Genomic DNA, 17,481 nt, shown 5'->3' with positions numbered 1-17,481 from the left:
CCAAAACACATGAAGGAACAAACCATGAAAAAACTGATTACGCTTATGATGACCTTCTTACTCTGTCTGGGAAGCGTAGCCCCTGCTTTTGCAGCAGATAAGAAAAAAGGATATGATGCCGCAGCCAAACATGCCGTCGCTGTCGAAGCTAATACTGGCAAAATTTTATACGAAAAAGATGCCACTACCTCTGCTGGAATTGGCTCTATTACCAAGCTCCTAACAGCCTATATGGTTTATAAAGCGGTAGATCAGGGAGACCTCAAATGGAACAGCAAAGTTGATATTTCTGACTATCCCTTTGAACTAACTGTCAGTGCCGGAGTATCTAATATTCCACTAGATGCCCGCAAATACACTGTCAAACAACTTCTTGACGCAACCCTTATTGCCAGTGCCAACAGTGCATCTATTGCTCTAGCCGAGGAAATCGGAGGAACCGAAAGTAAGTTTGTCGACATGATGAAAGCCCAACTTAAAGATTGGGGTATCACTGATGCCAAGATTGTCAATGCCTCTGGTCTCAATAATTCTTACTTAGGTGACAATATCTATCCAGGCTCTAAATCTGACGAAGAAAACACCATGAGTGCTAAGGACGTTGCTGTCATTGCGCAACACGTGGTGAAAGAATATCCTGAAATTCTCGATATCACTAAAAAAACTGAGGCTGACTTTGATGGTGTCAACAAACTCAAAACCTCCAACTATATGCTTAAGGGACAACCTAGTTACCGTAAAGGAGTTGATGGTCTAAAAACAGGTACCACCGACTTGGCTGGTGCTTCCTTCGTGGCCCACTCAAATGAAAGTGGCATGAGCATTATCACAGTCATTTTGAATTCTGATAATACCGATACTGATGATTACGCCCGTTTCACTGCAACTAACGACCTACTTAACTACGTAGTCTATCATTGGGAAAGCAAGACCATTGCCAAAAAAGGACAAGCCATCGGTAAAAGTCAAGCCTCTGTCCTTGATGGTAAATCTAAGCAAGTCACTGCCGTCGCTAAGTCTGACTTTAATATTATCCAAAAAATAGATGCCAACAATAACAAACACATTAAAGTCACTACCAACCAGATGCAAGCCCCTGTCAAGGCAGGAGACAAGGTGGGAACAGCCACCTTTGAAGATAAGGATCTTGTAGGAGAAGGCTACCTACCTAATCAAGGCATGCCAAGCATGGAACTGGTTGCTGGTAAAGAAGTTAAGAAAAGCTTCTTCCTCAAGGTTTGGTGGAATCACTTTGTCACCTTTGTCAACGAGAAACTCTAATACTTACAGTCGAGCGTGGCTCGGCTTTTTCTTTTACACCTACTTTACAGAAAGATGGGCTCTACATTGATTCCTATTGACACAAAAAAAGACAAACTACACCTGTAATCTGTCTTTTTGTTTGATTTTTACACTACTGTAAAGGTTAATTTATCTTTCGAGCAGCCGATTTTAAGAGTTTGTCCACTAACTACTTGGTTACCTAGTAAGAGCTCAGATAATTTATCCTCCACTTGAGTTTGAATCGTACGACGTAATGGACGAGCACCCATCTCAACATCATAGCCATCTTTAGCTAAATGCTTAAGGGCAGCTGGTTGGAATTTCAAGTCAATCCCTTTTTCAGCCAAAGCTGATACCAACGGTTTCACCATAATCTTGACAATCTCACGAAGCTGCTCTTCCTCAAGACTATGGAAGACAACCTTCTCATCAATACGGTTAATAAATTCTGGACGGTAGGCTTTCTTAAGTTCTTCCATAATACGTGACTGCATAGCTTGGTGATTATGAGAAATTTCTTGGGCTCCAAAACCAACGGTCTTATCATCACGAAGAGCAGTCGCTCCCAAGTTTGAGGTCATAATGATGATAGTGTTTGAAAAGTCAACCTTACGACCACGGCTATCTGTCAAAACACCGTCATCCAAAACCTGTAAGAGGATGTTGAAAATATCTGGGTGAGCCTTTTCCACCTCGTCAAAGAGGAGGACTGAGTAAGGCTTATTGCGAACTTTCTCTGTTAATTCACCACCCTCATCATATCCAACATAACCTGGAGGAGCACCGTTAAGTCGGCTAGCCGCAAATTTTTCCATGTATTCTGACATATCAAAACGAAGCAAAGCTGACTCATCATCAAAGAGAACTTCCGCCAAAGCCTTGGCCAATTCTGTCTTACCAACACCAGTAGGTCCAAGGAACATGAAGGAACCAATCGGACGTTTTCCAGTACGAATACCTGACTGGTTACGACGAATAGCACGACTAATCGCCGAAACTGCTTCGTCTTGACCAATAACACGTTTGTGAAGCTCTGCTTCCAGATTCAAGTAACGCTTGCTATCTGCCTGAGTCATCTTCTCAACAGGAATACCTGATAGACGACTAAGGGTTTGCATAATCTGATCTGCATCTACCAAGGCAGGTTTTGGTAATTTTGCTTTTTGGCTAGCTTTATATTGTTTAACAGCAGCCTTCATATCACCAGATAGAAGTGCTTCATCCAAAGATGTTATCTCACGTTTGGCTTCTTTTCTGATACTACCTTGAACAGTTGCACTCGCTTCATCTAAAAGATCAATGGCAGAGTCAGGTAAGTTTTTACTCGTCAAATAACGGTGGGCCGCCTTGACCGCTGTCTCAACTGCCTCATCAGTAATCGTTACACGATGATAGTCTTCATAAGACGAACGTAGGCCTTTTAGAATATCAATCGCCTCAGCTACACTTGGCTCCTCAATTGTAATCTTAGCAAAACGGCGAGAAAGAGCTGCATCTTTCTCAATATGCTTCTGGTACTCAGCTTGAGTAGTTGCTCCAACCATATGAAGGGTCCCACGTGCTAGAGCAGGTTTCAAAATATTCGCCGCATCTAAGGTACTATCAATACCTGAACCAGAACCAATAATCGTATGCAATTCGTCAATAAAGAGAATGATTTTTCCATCAGCTTCAATCTCATCAATGATTTGATTCATACGTTCTTCGAAATCGCCACGGAAACGTGTTCCTGCAACCACACTCATCATATCAAGCTCTAAGATACGCATATCAGCCAACTCAAAAGGTACTTCGCCTGAAGCAATACGTTGTGCCAAGCCAAGCGCAAGTGCCGTCTTACCAACACCTGCTTCACCCACAAGAACTGGGTTATTCTTTGTTTTACGACTCAAAACCTGAATCATGCGTGAAATTTCTTTCTCACGTCCAATAACAGGATCAAGGGCACCTGACTCAGCTACTGCCGTTAAGTCTTTGGTGTAATCTGACAGTTCCCCAGTAGAAGATTGAGGAGGCTGCATCATATTAGCAAAATTTCCTGATGCCTTTGATTTTTTAGGCTTACGAAGGTCATGAATGGCCTTCAAATCTTGCTTACTAAGACCTGCGTAACGCTCCAAAGAACGTCGTAAATCGATAATGCGAGGCTTATCGCTGTCATCCTTATATTGAAAACCAGCAACTTCAAGGAGACGACAAACCATCAAATCCTTATGAAGAAGGAAGGCCATCAATACATGTTCAGACCCTACCTCTACAGCACCAGTCACACTAGCAATTCCCTCTGCCTCTTGCAACATAGCCTCTAAAGCATGTGACTGTGCACGTAAATCGATAATATCTGATTCAGACAAGTCTTTCGGACTTTTCTCCATCGCTAGTACAGCAGCGGTCTCAATCTCTTCCGCACGAATACGGTCCTCAAAATCAGTAAAGGTTAAGTAGGCTACAGATCCTGGAACCTCAACCATAGCCAGAAGCACATGCCAAGTCTCCAAGAAAGGACTTCCAAAACGCTCTGCCTCAAGCTGAGCACGATGGAAAATGGCCTGCATTTTTCTTGAATATGTCGTCATCTAATTTCCTTTTCTATCCAATCTAAGTAATAGCGAGCGTAGAATACGCGAACGAGTAGCAGCCGCATCTGCGCCTAAAACATCATCACTAGCAGTTGCTAAAATCAAATTTCCCTCACGTTCAGTGATGATTTTTTCATCAAAAAGCAACTGAATCAAGTCTGTAAATACCTGCTCGCTGAGCTGATCTGCCAAATTTTGCAGCAAATCATTAATCATATGGTGTTTGTCGGAGAATCTAACTTTGACAATGCGAATATAGCCGCCACCACCACGTTTACTCTCAACAATATACCCACGACTCTCTGTAAAACGAGTCTTGATAACATAGTTAATCTGACTTGGTACTACTTGAAAAGCATCTGCCAAGTTCGACCGTTGAATCTCAGCAGTTCCAGACTGGCCCAGCAATTCTTTAATATATTCTTCTATACTATCTGATGTATTTCTTGCCATCTTAATTCCTCCAGTCTAATTTGACTATAACTGACTATTATTATACCAAAAATGTCAGCTCATGGGAAACTATACTCTCGAAAAGCTTTTTAAAGTTGTCATTAGAGAACATATAAGATACAATAAATAAGACTAAAATATTAGGTAACTTAAAGTGTTTGATTCAAATTTTCTATCCACTTTGACAGGCTGAGACCTATCTAATCCAACAAGTACTTTTTAGCACTTTCGCAGTAGTACTAGTCTTATCACTCTTGATAAAGCTCATCTCACTTTGAGTCTTATCTCTTATTTATTTCCCTATGAAAGGTTACTCATGAAATACATCATTGCACTCTTAATCTCTATGATTCCTTTAGTGGAGCTCCGTGGAGCTGTTCCTGTTGCTATCGCCTCAGGTATTCCTTGGTGGCAGGCCCTCATTCTTTGTGTCATTGGGAACATGATTCCAGTCCCAATTATCTTCTTCTTCGCCCGCCGTGTTCTCGAATGGGGGACAGACAAACCTCTGATTGGTGGCTTCTTTACCTGGTGTCTTAAAAAAGGTCACAGTGGGGGCCAAAAACTTGAAAAGGCCGCTGGAGACAAGGGTGTCTTCTGGTCCCTTCTACTCTTTGTAGGAATTCCACTTCCAGGAACAGGAGCTTGGACTGGTACTCTAGCAGCATCTATCCTAGATTGGGAGTTTAAACGTAGTGTTATTGCTGTTATGCTTGGGGTTATCCTTGCAGGTATCATCATGGGAACACTCTCTCTTCTACTTGGTGTAAATACCTTCGCTCATTAATTACTTTGTTAACGTCTGGGGCATGCTCAGATGTTTTTTAATAACAACAAAAAAGAAGTTACGATTCATTTACGTAACTTCTTTCTTTTTATCTAGCAACTAGAATTAGTTGTTAAGTGCTGCTGCCATTGTAGCTGCAACTTCTGATTCAAAGTCGTTAGATGCTTTTTCGATACCTTCACCAACTTCAAAGCGAATGAATTCTACTACTGAAGCGTTTACTGATTCAAGGTAAGCTTCAACTGTTTTGCTGTCGTCCATGATGTAAACTTGAGCAAGAAGAGTGTAAGCTTGGTCAACTTTAGTGTTGTCAAGCAAGAAGCGGTCCATTTTACCTGGGATGATTTTATCCCAGATTTTTTCTGGTTTACCTTCAGCAGCCAACTCAGCTTTGATATCTTCTTCAGCTTGAGCAAGAACAGCATCAGTCAATTGAGCTTTAGAACCATATTTAAGGTGTGGAAGAGCTGGTTTGTTAACCATTGCACGGCTTTCGTTATCTTGATCGATAGCGTGGTTAAGTTGTGCCAATTCATCTTTAACAAATTGTTCATCCAATTCAGTGTATGAAAGAACAGTTGGTTTCATCGCTGCGATGTGCATTGAGATTTGTTTTGCAAGAGCATCATCTCCACCTTCGATAACTGAAACAACACCGATACGTCCACCGTTGTGTTGGTAAGCTCCGAAGTGTTGTGCATCAGTTTTCTCAACAACTGCAAAACGACGGAATGAAATCTTTTCACCGATAGTAGCTGTAGCAGTTACGTATGCAGCTTCAAGAGTTTCACCTGAAGGCATAGTCAATGCAAGTGCTTCTTCGTTGTTAGCTGGTTTACCTTCAGCAATCACTTTAGCTGTTTCGTTTACCAACTCAACGAATTGAGCGTTCTTCGCAACGAAGTCAGTTTCAGCGTTAACTTCAACAACTGCTGCAACGTTACCGTTAACGTAAACACCAGTCAAACCTTCAGCTGCAACACGGTCAGCTTTCTTAGCTGCTTTAGCCATACCTTTTTCGCGAAGCAATTCAATCGCTTTTTCGATATCACCATCAACTTCAACTAATGCTTTTTTAGCGTCCATGACACCAGCACCAGATTTTTCGCGTAATTCCTTAACAAGTTTAGCTGTAATTTCTGCCATTTTGTTTTTCTCCAAATTTATTTTATAAAATTAAGGGGCTGGGCTGAGCCCCGCCCCTTAGGTATTTGTCGTATCTTTAGTGGGCATCATACCCTAACTAATCCTAAAGATTAGTTATTGTCCCCTTCGACAACTTCAACGATTTCTTCAATTGAATCAGCTGCAGCTGCTTCTTGGAAATCTGCAGAAGCATCTTCCCCTTGGTTACCTTCGATGATAGCGTCAGCCATTTTTGAAGTGATCAATTTAACGGCACGAATAGCGTCATCGTTAGCTGGGATGATTACATCGATCTCATCTGGATCAGCGTTTGTATCAACCATTGCTACAACTGGGATACCAAGTTTTTTAGCTTCTTTAACAGCGATTTGTTCTTTGTGTGGGTCAACGATGTAGATTACATCTGGAATACGAGGCATATCTTCGATACCACCCAAGAATTTTTCAAGACGTGCACGTTGTTTGTTAAGAAGTGCAACTTCTTTCTTAGGAAGAACTTCGAAAGTTCCATCAGCTTCCATTTGTTTGATTTCTTTCAAACGAGCGATACGTTTTTGGATAGTATCCCAGTTTGTAAGAGTACCACCCAACCAACGGTGATTGATGTAGTATTGACCAGCACGAGTTGCTTCTTCAGCAACTGCTTCAGCAGCTTGTTTTTTAGTACCAACGAACAAGATTACTGCATCGTTAGCTGCTGCTTCACGAACGAATTCGTAAGCTGTGTCAGCCATTTTTACAGTTTGTTGCAAGTCGATAACGTGGATTCCGTTACGTTCTGTGAAGATGTATTTAGCCATCTTAGGATTCCAGCGACGAGTTTGGTGACCAAAGTGAACACCAGCCTCAAGAAGTTGTTTCATTGAAATTACTGCCATGAGTATTTCTCCTTAAAAAATTGTTTTTTCCTCTTCTAAGCTTTAGACTTGCAGTCCCACCTTGCGGCAACAAGACCACAATCGGCTTAAAATGAGTATTTGTCACTCTAGGTAACTATAGTAGTTTATCAAAAAAAGTGATATTTGACAAGCTATAAAATCAATAACCTCATTGGAAAAAACATGCTTTCATTAAAAAATAAAATCGTTTTCTTTAAGATTAATAAGTATTTTGTTTATAATTAGGATTTCAAAAATAGAGGATGACATTATTTTGTCATTAGTCGGAAAAGAAATTATAGAATTTTCAGCACAAGCTTCTCAAAATGGGGAATTCATCACTGTAACAGATGAAAATATTAATTGTCCAGATATCGTTCAAGCTTTTAATATTATGGCTGTTTTGAACCTAAATATCACACATACTATGATTGAAGGTGGAATGTATTAGGGTAAAGTCAAAGCGAAAGGTATCTTGTCTGTTCCTACGGTTTATAAAGACCGAGAAGAATTTACATCTGGTCGTGCAAGCATTGAACAGCTTGTAGAAAAACTCGACGGCCCACTTGATGCTGATTCTTTCGCTGATAAAGGTGTCTATGATGTTTTGATTATTGGTGGTGGTCCTGCTGGAAACAGTGCTGCAATTTATGCTACCCGTAAAGGACTAAAAACTGGTCTTTTAGCAGAAACCTTTGGAGGACAAGTTATTGAGACAGTTGGTATTGAAAACATGATTGGTACGCTATATACAGAAGGTACTAAGTTAATGGACCAAGTTGAAGAGTATACTAAATCTTACGACGTTGATATCATCAAAAGTCAATTAGCTACTGGCATTGAAAAGAAAGAACTCATTGAAGTCACACTAGCTAACGGTGCCGTTCTACAGGCTAAAACTGCTATCCTAGCTCTCGGAGCCAAATGGCGTAATATCAACATTCCTGGCTAGGAAGAATTCCGCAACAAAGGTGTTACTTATTGCTCACACTGTGATGGTCCACTATTTGAAGAGAAAAATATTGCCGTTATCGGTGGTGGTAACTCAGGTTTGGAAGCGGCTTTAGATTTAGCCGGTATCACTAAACATGTTACGGTCTTAGAGTTCTTACCTGAATTAAAGTCAGATCAAGTCTTACAAGAACGAGCTGCTAAAACGGATAATCTAACCATTCTTAAGAACGTTGCAACAAAAAAATTCTGGGTCAAGATTATGTGACTGGTTTGAGATACGTTGAGCGTGATACAAATGAAGAAAAACATCTTAACCTTGAGGGTGTCTTTGTTCGAATTGGTCTTGTACCAAGTACTGCTTGGCTCAAAGACAGTGGTATTGAACTCAATGAACGCCAAGATATTATCGTTGATAAATTTGGTTCAACAAATATCTCTGGTATTTTTGCAGCAGGTGACTATACTGACAGCGCCTACAAACAAATCATTATTTCCATGGGGTCTAGTGCTACAAATGCTATCGGAGCCTTTGATTACTTGATTAGACAATAATCAAGACATACGTGTTAGTAATCTATATACAACAGTTATAATTAATACAAAGAAGTTGAATGTCTTTCAGTCTCTTTATGTTTCTTGTAGATGGACAGTTTGAACAATCAATCAGTCAATTTGATGAAAGAGGCTTGACGAATCTTTGTTTTTTCGATAGAATGGTATCTGTTATGGCGGTATAGCCAAGTGGTAAGGCACGGCTCTGCAAAAGCTTGATCGTCGGTTCAAATCCGTCTACCGCCTTCATAATATGAGGACACCTTAGGGTGTCTTTTTTCATTGTTGCATATAAAAATACCCGAAGCTAGAAAGCTCGGGTATTCATTATTCTTATTTAATCGCTTCAATCAAAGCTTCCGCTTGATTCTGAAGGCTTTCAAGAACTTCTTCTGTTGCTACGAATTTTCCATCTACCCAGGCTGTATCATTTACACGTGTCGCTGTAAAATCACCAACTACTTGGGTACGGATAAATGGTAACAATTCTTTGTAGGCATCAAAAAGTTGATTGTGACCACCATTAGCAACTGATGACACGGTTACAATCTTATCTTGAAGAGCTGATGGCCCTGAAGGATCTGATAGGTCAAGGGCGCGGCTTAGCCAGTCAAGCAAATTTTTCACTGGCCCAGGAATTGAGAAATTATAAACCGGTGAGAAAATCCAGATTGCATCTGCTGCCAAGACCTGTTCTCGAACTTCTGCCAAAACAGGAAGAACCGGACTTTCTAAATCCTGATTAAAAACAGGTACTTTACTATAGTCAAGATAAGAAACATTAGCTTTATCAGCTAGCATTTTCTCAGCTTCTTCTGCTAATTGGTGGTTAAATGATCCCTTACGAAGAGAACCAACGATAAATAGGATATTTTTCATGATAAATTTCCTTTGTATTTCTAACAATCATTTTTACTACTACATAGTAATATAATTGATTTTATTATAAATATAAAGAAATATGCTCAGACATTCTTAAATTTTTTCAGAAGCTCTACCAATTGTGACTGTTCGTCAGGAGACAAAACGGAAAAAGTCTCCTCAATCGCTCGCTGATGTGGGGGGATTGCTGCTTTGATAATACGGCGGCCCTCATCCGTCAAATCAATCTCAAAAGCACGCTTATCTGTTTGACAGGCTTTTCGTATCAACCAACCCTTTTTCTCCATGTTTTTAATGACGACAGTCATATTACCCGAGGTAGCAAGCATGCGATCAATTAATTCACCAATCTTCATACGCCCCTTGGCATTAAGCACATCCATAACCCCAAATTGAGTTGGTGTCAAATTAAATTCTTTGAAGGTCTCAGAAACCTTGGCATCGATGGTACGAAAAGCCTTACGCATAACAACCATACTTTTTACAGCTATGTTTTTATCTAAGTCACTCATTCCTAGTCCTTTCCAAATAGATGCTATTTTCACTACTCTACCACAGTTTTTCTAAAAGTGGTATATGGAAATGAAAAAATAAGAAAAAAGGGTCCTTAGATATCTAACCAATATCTCAGAACTCTTTCATTTCTAACTATTACGATTCCAAAAAAGGGCTAATAAGATAACAGCACCTAGTACCGAAGGAACGATAGCAGTATCTGCTAGCATCGGTCCCCAATTTCCAAAAAGAAGCTGACCAACAAAAGCACCTAACCATCCAACAAAGGTCTTACCAATACAGCCCATACGTTCACCCCTATTTGATATAGCAGAGGCAATAAGGCCAATTAGAAAACCAACTATCATACTTCCAATCATAAGAAATCCTCCACGATACTTAAATCACCCAATCCCCATTTCGGAAGATAGGCACACGACTACCATCTTGGCGGATACCATCAATATCCATTTGATTTGAACCAATCATAAAATCTACGTGTACATCAGAACGATTAAGACCAGCTGCTTTAAGCTCCTCTTCTGTCATGTCTGCTCCCCCCTCAACACTGGTAGCATAGGCTGCCCCAATAGCTAGATGGTTGGAGGCATTTTCATCAAAAAGGGTATTAAAGAAGGTAATACCAGACTGCGAAATAGGACTTGGATCTGCTACCAAGGCACATTCACCTAGAGCACGCGCCCCATTATTGTTGAAGACGAGATTCTTCATCACTTCGTCACCTTGGTCTGCTGTAATATCTACAATTTCACCATCTTTGAAGGTTACTTTGATTCCCTCAATAATATTACCATTATAGCTTAGTGGTTTTGTACTTGAGACATAACCATCTGCACGACGAAAATCTGGTGCCGTAAAGACTTCTTCTGTCGGCATATTCGGCAAGAAACCTTCACCTTGGGTATTGATAGCTCCTGCTGACTCCCAAACGTGGTTTTTCGGCAAACCAAGGGTCAAATCTGTTCCTGGTGCTGTGTAATGAAGGGCTGAGAATTGCGCCTCATTGAGTATACGTGCTTTAGCATCTAAACGGTCAGCATGTTCCTTCCAGGCATGTACAGGATCCTCTTCGTAAACACGACAGGTCTTGAAAATTTGGTCCCAAAGTAAATCTACGGCTTCCTCATCACTCGAAGCATCAGGAAAGACCTTCTTAGCCCATTCCTTACCAGCTGCAGCAGCTACAGTCCAACTAACCTTATTAGACTGAGTTGCCACCTGCATAGGTTTAAAGGCTACCCCAGTAGCCTTAGCATGAGCAGATAGACGTTCAGGAGCGACACCATTAAGGGCCCCTGGATCTGAAGAACGAACTCCTAAGCGACTTGCCTTTTTGGCCAACAAATATTCCATCTCAGCTTTTTTATAAGCAGGAACCTCTTCAATGCGGTCCATATCGGCATGTAAGAAGCGCTCGCGATTAATAATATCATCCGACCATTGAACAATTACCTCAGCTGCTCCTAAAGCATAGGCTTCTTTTACTAAAAGATGAGCTAGCTCTGCTTGCTCTACATCTATACTCAAGGCCACCGTATGACCAGGTTGTACATTAATCCCATTGGCAACCAATAATTTAGCATATTTTTCAAGATTTTCTTTAAAATGTGATAAAACCATGATTAACTCCTTGAAACTATAATTTTCTATCAGTATACCATAAGACGAAGAAAAAAGTTTTCTATCAGCTTTGGCTTTTTATCATCACATACAGATACCTAAACAAAAAGAGAACGGAGACTGACTCCATTCTCTCAAAGTTGATGACAATTCACTTTAGCCATTAAAAGAAATCATCAAAAAGACTTAACTGATTATCTTCTGGCATATTTCCTAGAATGCCCATTTCATCCAATTTTTCAACCAAGGTTGATGATAGGCCTCCTCGTTTACGCAATTCTGTTTTGGAGAGAAATTCCCCTTCTTCACGCGCAGCAACTACTTGCTTCGCAACGTTTTCACCCAAACCTTCAAGTGCGATAAACGGAGGAATCAAGGTATCTCCTTCAATCAAAAATTCAGTCGCCTGACTCTTATAAAGATCTAACTGGCCAAAAGTAAAGCCACGTTCTAACATTTCATTGACAATTTCAAGCGTTGTAAACAAGTCATTTTCAACATTAGTCGCTTCATTTCGTTGGCGCTTCTCCTTAATATCTTCCATTCGAGTTTTAACAGCATTGAGCCCTGCAGACATCGTCTTAAGCTCAAATGCTTTGGCTCGAATCGAGAAGTAAGCACAATAGTAATAAATAGGATGGTGCACCTTGAAATAAGCTACACGAAGGGCCATCATAACGTAAGCAGCCGCATGGGCTTTAGGGAACATGTACTTGATTTTACCACAAGATTCAATATACCAGTCCGGAACATTATTTTCACGCATGGCTTGAATATAACCATTTCGCTCTTCTTCAGAAATTTTCAACCACATTCCCTTACGCACACGTTCCATAATGGTAAAGGCCATCTTAGGATCTAACCCTGCATGCATTAGGTATACCATGATATCATCACGACAACCGATAACTGTTTTCAAGGTGGCAATACCTTCCTTAATCAAATCTTGTGCATTACCCAACCACACATCTGTACCATGGGATAAACCAGATAACTGTAAGAGTTCTGCAAAGGTCGTCGGATGCGTCTCATCGACCATACCACGAACAAAGTTAGTCCCAAACTCAGGGATCCCCAACATTCCCGTTGAGGTCCCAATTTGTTCAGGTGTTACCCCTAAAATCTCAGTCCCTGAAAAAAGTTTCATCACATCCGGATCATCTGCTCGAATATCTTTTGGATCAATTCCTGATAGGTCCTGTAACTTACGAATCATAGTCGGATCATCATGCCCCAGAATATCTAGCTTCAACACGTTCTCATCGATATCGTGGAAGTTAAAGTGAGTTGTCTGCCAAGCAGCAGTTACATCATCAGCCGGATATTGAACAGGTGTAAAATCATAGACATCCATATAATTTGGAATAACAACGATACCACCTGGGTGCTGACCTGTATTTCGCTTAACCCCAGCAGCACCCATAGCCAAACGATCAACCTCAGCATCACGATAGAACTTATTGTAATCACGTTCGTAACCCTTGACAAAACCATAAGCTGTCCGATCTGCAACAGTACCTACCGTTCCAGCACGGAAGGCATATTGCTCTCCAAAAATATCACGTACATCCAAGTGAGCCGACGGCTGATCATCTCCTGAAAAGTTCAAATCAATATCAGGAACCTTATCCCCATCAAAACCGAGGAAGGTCTCGAAAGGAATATCCTGACCATCCTTTTTATACTCAGTTCCACATTCTGAACATTCCTTATCAGGCAAATCAAAACCAGAGCCATAAGAACCATCCGTGATAAACTCTGAGTGTTGACATTTAGGACATAAATAATGAGGTGGCATAGGATTTACCTCAGTAATTCCAATCATTGTTGCAACAAAACTAGAGCCAACAGACCCCCGAGAGCCAACCAGGTAGCCACGTTCATTTGAACGGTTTACCAGCATCTGTGATGCCAGATATATTACGGCAAATCCATTACCAAGAATTGAGGACAACTCTTTCTCAATCCGCAAGTCAATAATGTCAGGCAAAGGATTACCATAAAGCTCAAATGCTTTAGCATAAGTCATCTCTGCAACCTGTTCTTCTGCACGATCAATGAAAGGTGTGTACAAGTCTTTTTTGACAACCTCAACCTCTTCAATTTGGTCCGCCATAGCCTGCGTATTAGTTACAACAATTTTATAGGCTAAGTCTTTTCCTAAAAAGGCAAAGTCATCTAGCATCTCGTTAGTTGTCCTAAAATGCGCTTCAGGTAAAGGAGCAGGTTTCGCATTTTCTCCCTTACCGATTGGCCTATTAATCATGGCTCCTTGTCCCAAAGCACGAACAATAATTTCACGATAAATGGCATCTTCAGGATTGATATAATGTACATTTCCCGTAGCCAGCACAGGTTTGTCCAGACGATTAGCAACTTCAATCAAATCTCGAATCAGTTGTTCTATAGCCGCCTCATCCTTGATTAAATCCTTTGCAATCAAGGGAGCATAAATTGCCGGTGGCATAACTTCAATAAAGTCATAATATTTAGCAACTTCAACCGCCTTATCAATACCGTGAGATAGAAGCGTATCAAAAACCTCACCATCAGCACAAGCAGAACCTACAATAATTCCCTCACGATACTCATCTAAGACCGTACGAGGAATACGTGCTACTCCCTCAAAGTATGAAACATTTGATAAACTTACCAACTTAAAGATATTCTTCAAGCCAGTTTGATTCTGAACATATAGCGTTGCATGTTTGACACGAGACTTTTTATACGAATCTTCAGAAACCAACTCCGTGTTCAACTGTTCCAGATTAGTCAAACCGTGCTTATCAAACACATCTTTTATAAAGATAAACAACAGACGGCCCGTAGCTTCCGCATCATAATTGGCCATATGGTGGTGGTCCAACGCCACACCAAACCGCTTCGTCAAAGGACCCAAACCATGACGCTTATACTCAGGATAAAGATTTCGTGCAAATTCTAAAGTATCAATAACCGGTTGTGAAATTGTTGGTAACTGATGTCTTTCGTAATTGGCATTCATAAAACCAACGTCAAAGGTCGCATTATGAGCCACTAGCACAGTTCCTTGACAGAATTCTTGAAACTCCTGTAAAACTTGGACTAAAGGTTTAGCACCTTTTACATGATTATCAGTAATACCCGTCAACTCAGTAGTAAAAGCAGAAAGAGGATGCCCTGGGTCTATAAATTCATCAAATTGCTCAACAATATTACCTTTATGCATTTTTGATGCCGCAATCTGAATCAAATCATTATGAACAGCAGACAAGCCCGTTGTCTCAACGTCAAATACAACATAAGTTGCTTCTTTTAATTCCAAATTCTGGGAATTATAAACAATAGGAACTTTATCCTCAACAAGATTGGCTTCAAGACCAAAAATAGCCTTAATACCAGCTTTCTTAGCCCTATGGTAGCCATGAGGAAAACTCTGAACATTAGCGTGATCAGTTATAGCAACAGCTGGATGCCCCCAAGAAGCAGCAGTATCAATAAGCTCTTCCACAGTTGGCATGGCATCCATAGTCGACATGTTAGTATGTGCATGAAATTCCACACGCTTTTGTCCCTCAGGCATCAAATCCTTGCGAGGTGTGTGCGAAATCTCTTTGATATCTTGTACATTCATTGTCAGACTATGAGTGAAAGGATTATTCTCGATACGACCACGAACCCTAACCCAGTTCGCCTTTTTTATCATATCGAACTTAGCGAGCTCATCACTATCTTTTACCCATCGTTGCATAACAAAACTAGAGGTATAATCAGTTACCTTGAAATTAATAATAATTCTACCAGTCTTAGTTTCACGTTGCTCTACATCAAAAATATATCCTTCAAAAACAACACGATTCTCTTCAGAATTAATATCAACCATTGGCGTTATTTCAGCCTTATCAAAACTAGCTTGACGTTGACTTTGTTTCTCAGCAAAATTTTGGGACGGTTCGCTCACGGGTTTCGGTGCTGGGACACTTTCAAGAATAGATTGAAGCGCTTGTCTTGCTTGAGACTCAGCTTGTTCTTGTAAAAAAACCTTATTTGTTTGGTAAGCCTCTTCAAAAGAAGATGAAGCTACCTTATCTTCGACAACAGAAATGGATACATCAGATAAACCAACTTGAGAAAGAGATTTAGATATCAAAGAAATAAATCTATCCTGTAAATTTTCCTTTATAATATGCTCTGGAGCCTTAACAATAATACTATTATTCGAAATCTCAACATCTAGATTTGAGAATAAAGAATAAATAGAAAAGTGAGACACTTTTAAACTATCTAAAGCATATGAAAAATAATCCCCAAGTAATGAATCATCGCAAGCAGTAGTAACTAAACGAATCTCAAAAAAAGCTTTGGCACCTAAAGAATTGAAGGAAGAATGAAGTAAACTATCAAAAAGAGTAAAAGACTCATAAGACAGAACACTAGGAAAAGAAAAAACAAAAAACCACTGGCGCTTTGATTTAAATAGCTTTACTGTTTCGATAGAACCATCTTTAATTTCTTTAAAAGCATCGTGATCCTCAGGAAAACGAATTTGTTTTAAGAGAAGCTGAAATTTATTAAACATAAAAAATAAACTCCTATAGACAAAAAAACACTCCTTAAGGAGTGTAACATATACCGGCGGCCGGGGTCGAACCGGCACGTCCTTGCGGACACTGGATTTTGAGTCCAGCGCGTCTGCCAATTCCGCCACGCCGGCAAAGTATAACTGGGGTAGCTGGATTCGAACCAACGCATGAGGGAGTCAAAGTCCCTTGCCTTACCGCTTGGCTATACCCCAAAAATATAGGCGAATGAGGGGAATCGAACCCCCGAATGTCAGAGCCACAATCTGATGTGTTAACCACTTCACCACATTCGCCACTTTACTAACACGGGCAGTAGGAATTGAACCCACACTGAAGGTTTTGGAGACCTTAGTTCTACCTTTAAACTATGCCCGTAACTATGGAAGGGGAGGGATTCGAACCCCCGAACCCGAAGGAGCGGATTTACAGTCCGCCGCGTTTAGCCTCTTCGCTACCCTTCCAAAATATAAACAAATGGCGCGAGACGGAATCGAACCGCCGACACATGGAGCTTCAATCCATTGCTCTACCAACTGAGCTACCGAGCCAAATTGCGGGAGCAGGATTTGAACCTACGACCTTCGGGTTATGAGCCCGACGAGCTACCGAGCTGCTCCATCCCGCGTTAATTATAAGGAGGATGTGGGATTCGAACCCACGCACGCTTTTACACGCCTGACGGTTTTCAAGACCGTTCCCTTCAGCCGGACTTGGGTAATCCTCCATAAAATATAGTCCGTACGGGATTCGAACCCGTGTTACCGCCGTGAAAAGGCGGTGTCTTAACCCCTTGACCAACGGACCATATGATGGGCACGAGTGGAATCGAACCACCGACCTCACGCTTATCAGGCGTGCGCTCTAACCATCTGAGCTACGCGCCCAAGCTAAATGCTTGGATATTTGTTTCCAAATAAAGCGGGTGACGAGAATCGAACTCGCGACAACAGCTTGGAAGGCTGTAGTTTTACCACTAAACTACACCCGCTAAATGGGAGTTAACGGGATCGAACCGCTGACCCTCTGCTTGTAAGGCAGATGCTCTCCCAGCTGAGCTAAACTCCCTTTGTGCTAAGCAACTACCGTATCTAACAGGGGGCAACCCCCAACTACATCAGGCGTACTAGGGCTTAACTTCTGTGTTCGGCATGGGAACAGGTGTATCTCCTAGGCTATCGTCACTTAACTCTGAGTATTCTCAACTCAAAATTGAATATCTATACTGTATCAAGAAACCAAATCGTTGTCAATATGTCTCAGTTACTTTC

Annotated in this window: 11 protein-coding genes, 13 tRNA genes, 1 rRNA gene and 1 pseudogene; 4 read left to right on the top strand and 22 right to left on the bottom strand. The window is 40.9% G+C overall.

The features are described 5' to 3' along the window. Positions 1-24 precede the first annotated feature (24 nt). Positions 25-1,281: a D-alanyl-D-alanine carboxypeptidase PBP3 gene (gene pbp3, locus EL076_RS00540; protein WP_126428898.1), complete on the top strand. Its 1,257-nt coding sequence runs from the start codon at positions 25-27 to the stop codon at positions 1,279-1,281. A gap of 128 nt (positions 1,282-1,409) precedes the next feature. On the opposite strand, the gene EL076_RS00535 is transcribed toward pbp3, so the two are convergent. Then, the gene (locus tag EL076_RS00535) at positions 1,410-3,860 is read right to left on the bottom strand and encodes an ATP-dependent Clp protease ATP-binding subunit (protein WP_048788058.1); all 2,451 of its coding nucleotides are present in this window, start codon (positions 3,858-3,860) and stop codon (positions 1,410-1,412) included. Beyond that, entirely contained in the window at positions 3,861-4,316 is a 456-nt protein-coding gene (locus EL076_RS00530) for a CtsR family transcriptional regulator (protein ID WP_003092291.1), read from the bottom strand. 316 nt (positions 4,317-4,632) lie between these two features. Between EL076_RS00530 and EL076_RS00525 the strand changes: the two genes are divergently transcribed. Beyond that, entirely contained in the window at positions 4,633-5,103 is a 471-nt protein-coding gene (locus tag EL076_RS00525) for a COG2426 family protein (RefSeq protein WP_126428897.1), read from the top strand. A 105-nt stretch (positions 5,104-5,208) separates the two neighbouring features. On the opposite strand, the gene tsf is transcribed toward EL076_RS00525, so the two are convergent. Together tsf and rpsB are read right to left on the bottom strand one after the other, a co-directional pair. Next, a complete protein-coding gene (gene tsf / locus EL076_RS00520; protein ID WP_126428896.1) occupies positions 5,209-6,249 on the bottom strand; it encodes a translation elongation factor Ts in 1,041 nt (346 codons plus the stop codon). A gap of 110 nt (positions 6,250-6,359) precedes the next feature. Next, entirely contained in the window at positions 6,360-7,127 is a 768-nt protein-coding gene (gene rpsB, locus EL076_RS00515) for a 30S ribosomal protein S2 (RefSeq protein ID WP_002886342.1), read from the bottom strand. A gap of 361 nt (positions 7,128-7,488) precedes the next feature. Here rpsB and ahpF point away from each other — a divergent pair. Continuing rightward, positions 7,489-8,633: pseudogene (gene ahpF / locus EL076_RS00510) on the top strand (alkyl hydroperoxide reductase subunit F); the annotation flags it as partial. A 175-nt stretch (positions 8,634-8,808) separates the two neighbouring features. After that, positions 8,809-8,879 (top strand) — tRNA-Cys (locus EL076_RS00500). Positions 8,880-8,966: 87 nt separating this feature from the next. Here EL076_RS00500 and EL076_RS00495 read toward each other — a convergent pair. From EL076_RS00495 to rrf, 18 genes are all read right to left on the bottom strand, one after another. Further along, positions 8,967-9,512, bottom strand: a complete 546-nt coding sequence (locus EL076_RS00495; RefSeq protein ID WP_003092301.1) for an NAD(P)H-dependent oxidoreductase — start codon at positions 9,510-9,512, stop codon at positions 8,967-8,969. Between the two features lie 86 nt (positions 9,513-9,598). Continuing rightward, positions 9,599-10,027 carry a MarR family winged helix-turn-helix transcriptional regulator gene (locus EL076_RS00490; RefSeq protein ID WP_048788060.1) on the bottom strand — a complete coding sequence of 143 codons (429 nt, stop codon included), beginning with the start codon at positions 10,025-10,027 and terminating at the stop codon, positions 9,599-9,601. 132 nt (positions 10,028-10,159) lie between these two features. After that, positions 10,160-10,390, bottom strand: a complete 231-nt coding sequence (locus EL076_RS00485) for a GlsB/YeaQ/YmgE family stress response membrane protein (protein WP_002889604.1) — start codon at positions 10,388-10,390, stop codon at positions 10,160-10,162. A gap of 19 nt (positions 10,391-10,409) precedes the next feature. Next, positions 10,410-11,651, bottom strand: coding sequence for an aminopeptidase (locus tag EL076_RS00480; RefSeq protein ID WP_126428895.1), 1,242 nt, complete (start codon positions 11,649-11,651; stop codon positions 10,410-10,412). 163 nt (positions 11,652-11,814) lie between these two features. Then, positions 11,815-16,209 (bottom strand): PolC-type DNA polymerase III, encoded by a 4,395-nt coding sequence (locus EL076_RS00475; protein WP_003092332.1) that lies wholly within the window; start codon positions 16,207-16,209, stop codon positions 11,815-11,817. Between the two features lie 51 nt (positions 16,210-16,260). Beyond that, a tRNA-Leu gene (locus EL076_RS00470) sits at positions 16,261-16,344 on the bottom strand. Between the two features lie 9 nt (positions 16,345-16,353). Then, positions 16,354-16,425 (bottom strand) — tRNA-Gln (locus EL076_RS00465). A gap of 8 nt (positions 16,426-16,433) precedes the next feature. Beyond that, a tRNA-His gene (locus EL076_RS00460) sits at positions 16,434-16,506 on the bottom strand. 11 nt (positions 16,507-16,517) lie between these two features. Further along, positions 16,518-16,588 (bottom strand) — tRNA-Trp (locus tag EL076_RS00455). Positions 16,589-16,593: 5 nt separating this feature from the next. After that, positions 16,594-16,674: transfer RNA gene (locus EL076_RS00450), tRNA-Tyr, on the bottom strand. 14 nt (positions 16,675-16,688) lie between these two features. Then, positions 16,689-16,761 (bottom strand) — tRNA-Phe (locus EL076_RS00445). 3 nt (positions 16,762-16,764) lie between these two features. After that, positions 16,765-16,838 (bottom strand) — tRNA-Met (locus tag EL076_RS00440). Between the two features lie 9 nt (positions 16,839-16,847). Then, a tRNA-Ser gene (locus tag EL076_RS00435) sits at positions 16,848-16,937 on the bottom strand. Between the two features lie 8 nt (positions 16,938-16,945). After that, a tRNA-Glu gene (locus EL076_RS00430) sits at positions 16,946-17,017 on the bottom strand. A 6-nt stretch (positions 17,018-17,023) separates the two neighbouring features. Next, positions 17,024-17,097 (bottom strand) — tRNA-Ile (locus EL076_RS00425). Positions 17,098-17,130: 33 nt separating this feature from the next. Continuing rightward, a tRNA-Gly gene (locus tag EL076_RS00420) sits at positions 17,131-17,201 on the bottom strand. Positions 17,202-17,205: 4 nt separating this feature from the next. Then, positions 17,206-17,278, bottom strand: a tRNA-Val gene (locus EL076_RS00415). A 5-nt stretch (positions 17,279-17,283) separates the two neighbouring features. Then, positions 17,284-17,399, bottom strand: a 5S ribosomal RNA gene (gene rrf / locus EL076_RS00410). Positions 17,400-17,481: the final 82 nt, after the last annotated feature.

The organism is Streptococcus vestibularis (genome assembly GCF_900636445.1).
Classification (GTDB): domain Bacteria; phylum Bacillota; class Bacilli; order Lactobacillales; family Streptococcaceae; genus Streptococcus; species Streptococcus vestibularis.
Note: the sequence above shows the minus strand (reverse complement) of the source record. Positions and strands in the feature narration are given on the sequence as shown.

Bases quoted from the DNA above. Each gene is read 5' to 3' on its own strand.
- EL076_RS00525 (WP_126428897.1), top strand. From the start codon at position 4,633: ATGAAATACATCATTGCACTCTTAATCTCTATGATTCCTTTAGTGGAG.
- EL076_RS00480 (WP_126428895.1), bottom strand. From the start codon at position 11,651: ATGGTTTTATCACATTTTAAAGAAAATCTTGAAAAATATGCTAAATTA.
- tsf (WP_126428896.1), bottom strand. From the start codon at position 6,249: ATGGCAGAAATTACAGCTAAACTTGTTAAGGAATTACGCGAAAAATCT.
- rpsB (WP_002886342.1), bottom strand. From the start codon at position 7,127: ATGGCAGTAATTTCAATGAAACAACTTCTTGAGGCTGGTGTTCACTTT.
- EL076_RS00490 (WP_048788060.1), bottom strand. From the start codon at position 10,027: ATGAGTGACTTAGATAAAAACATAGCTGTAAAAAGTATGGTTGTTATG.
- EL076_RS00530 (WP_003092291.1), bottom strand. From the start codon at position 4,316: ATGGCAAGAAATACATCAGATAGTATAGAAGAATATATTAAAGAATTG.
- EL076_RS00475 (WP_003092332.1), bottom strand. From the start codon at position 16,209: ATGTTTAATAAATTTCAGCTTCTCTTAAAACAAATTCGTTTTCCTGAG.
- EL076_RS00495 (WP_003092301.1), bottom strand. From the start codon at position 9,512: ATGAAAAATATCCTATTTATCGTTGGTTCTCTTCGTAAGGGATCATTT.
- pbp3 (WP_126428898.1), top strand. From the start codon at position 25: ATGAAAAAACTGATTACGCTTATGATGACCTTCTTACTCTGTCTGGGA.
- EL076_RS00535 (WP_048788058.1), bottom strand. From the start codon at position 3,860: ATGACGACATATTCAAGAAAAATGCAGGCCATTTTCCATCGTGCTCAG.
- EL076_RS00485 (WP_002889604.1), bottom strand. From the start codon at position 10,390: ATGATTGGAAGTATGATAGTTGGTTTTCTAATTGGCCTTATTGCCTCT.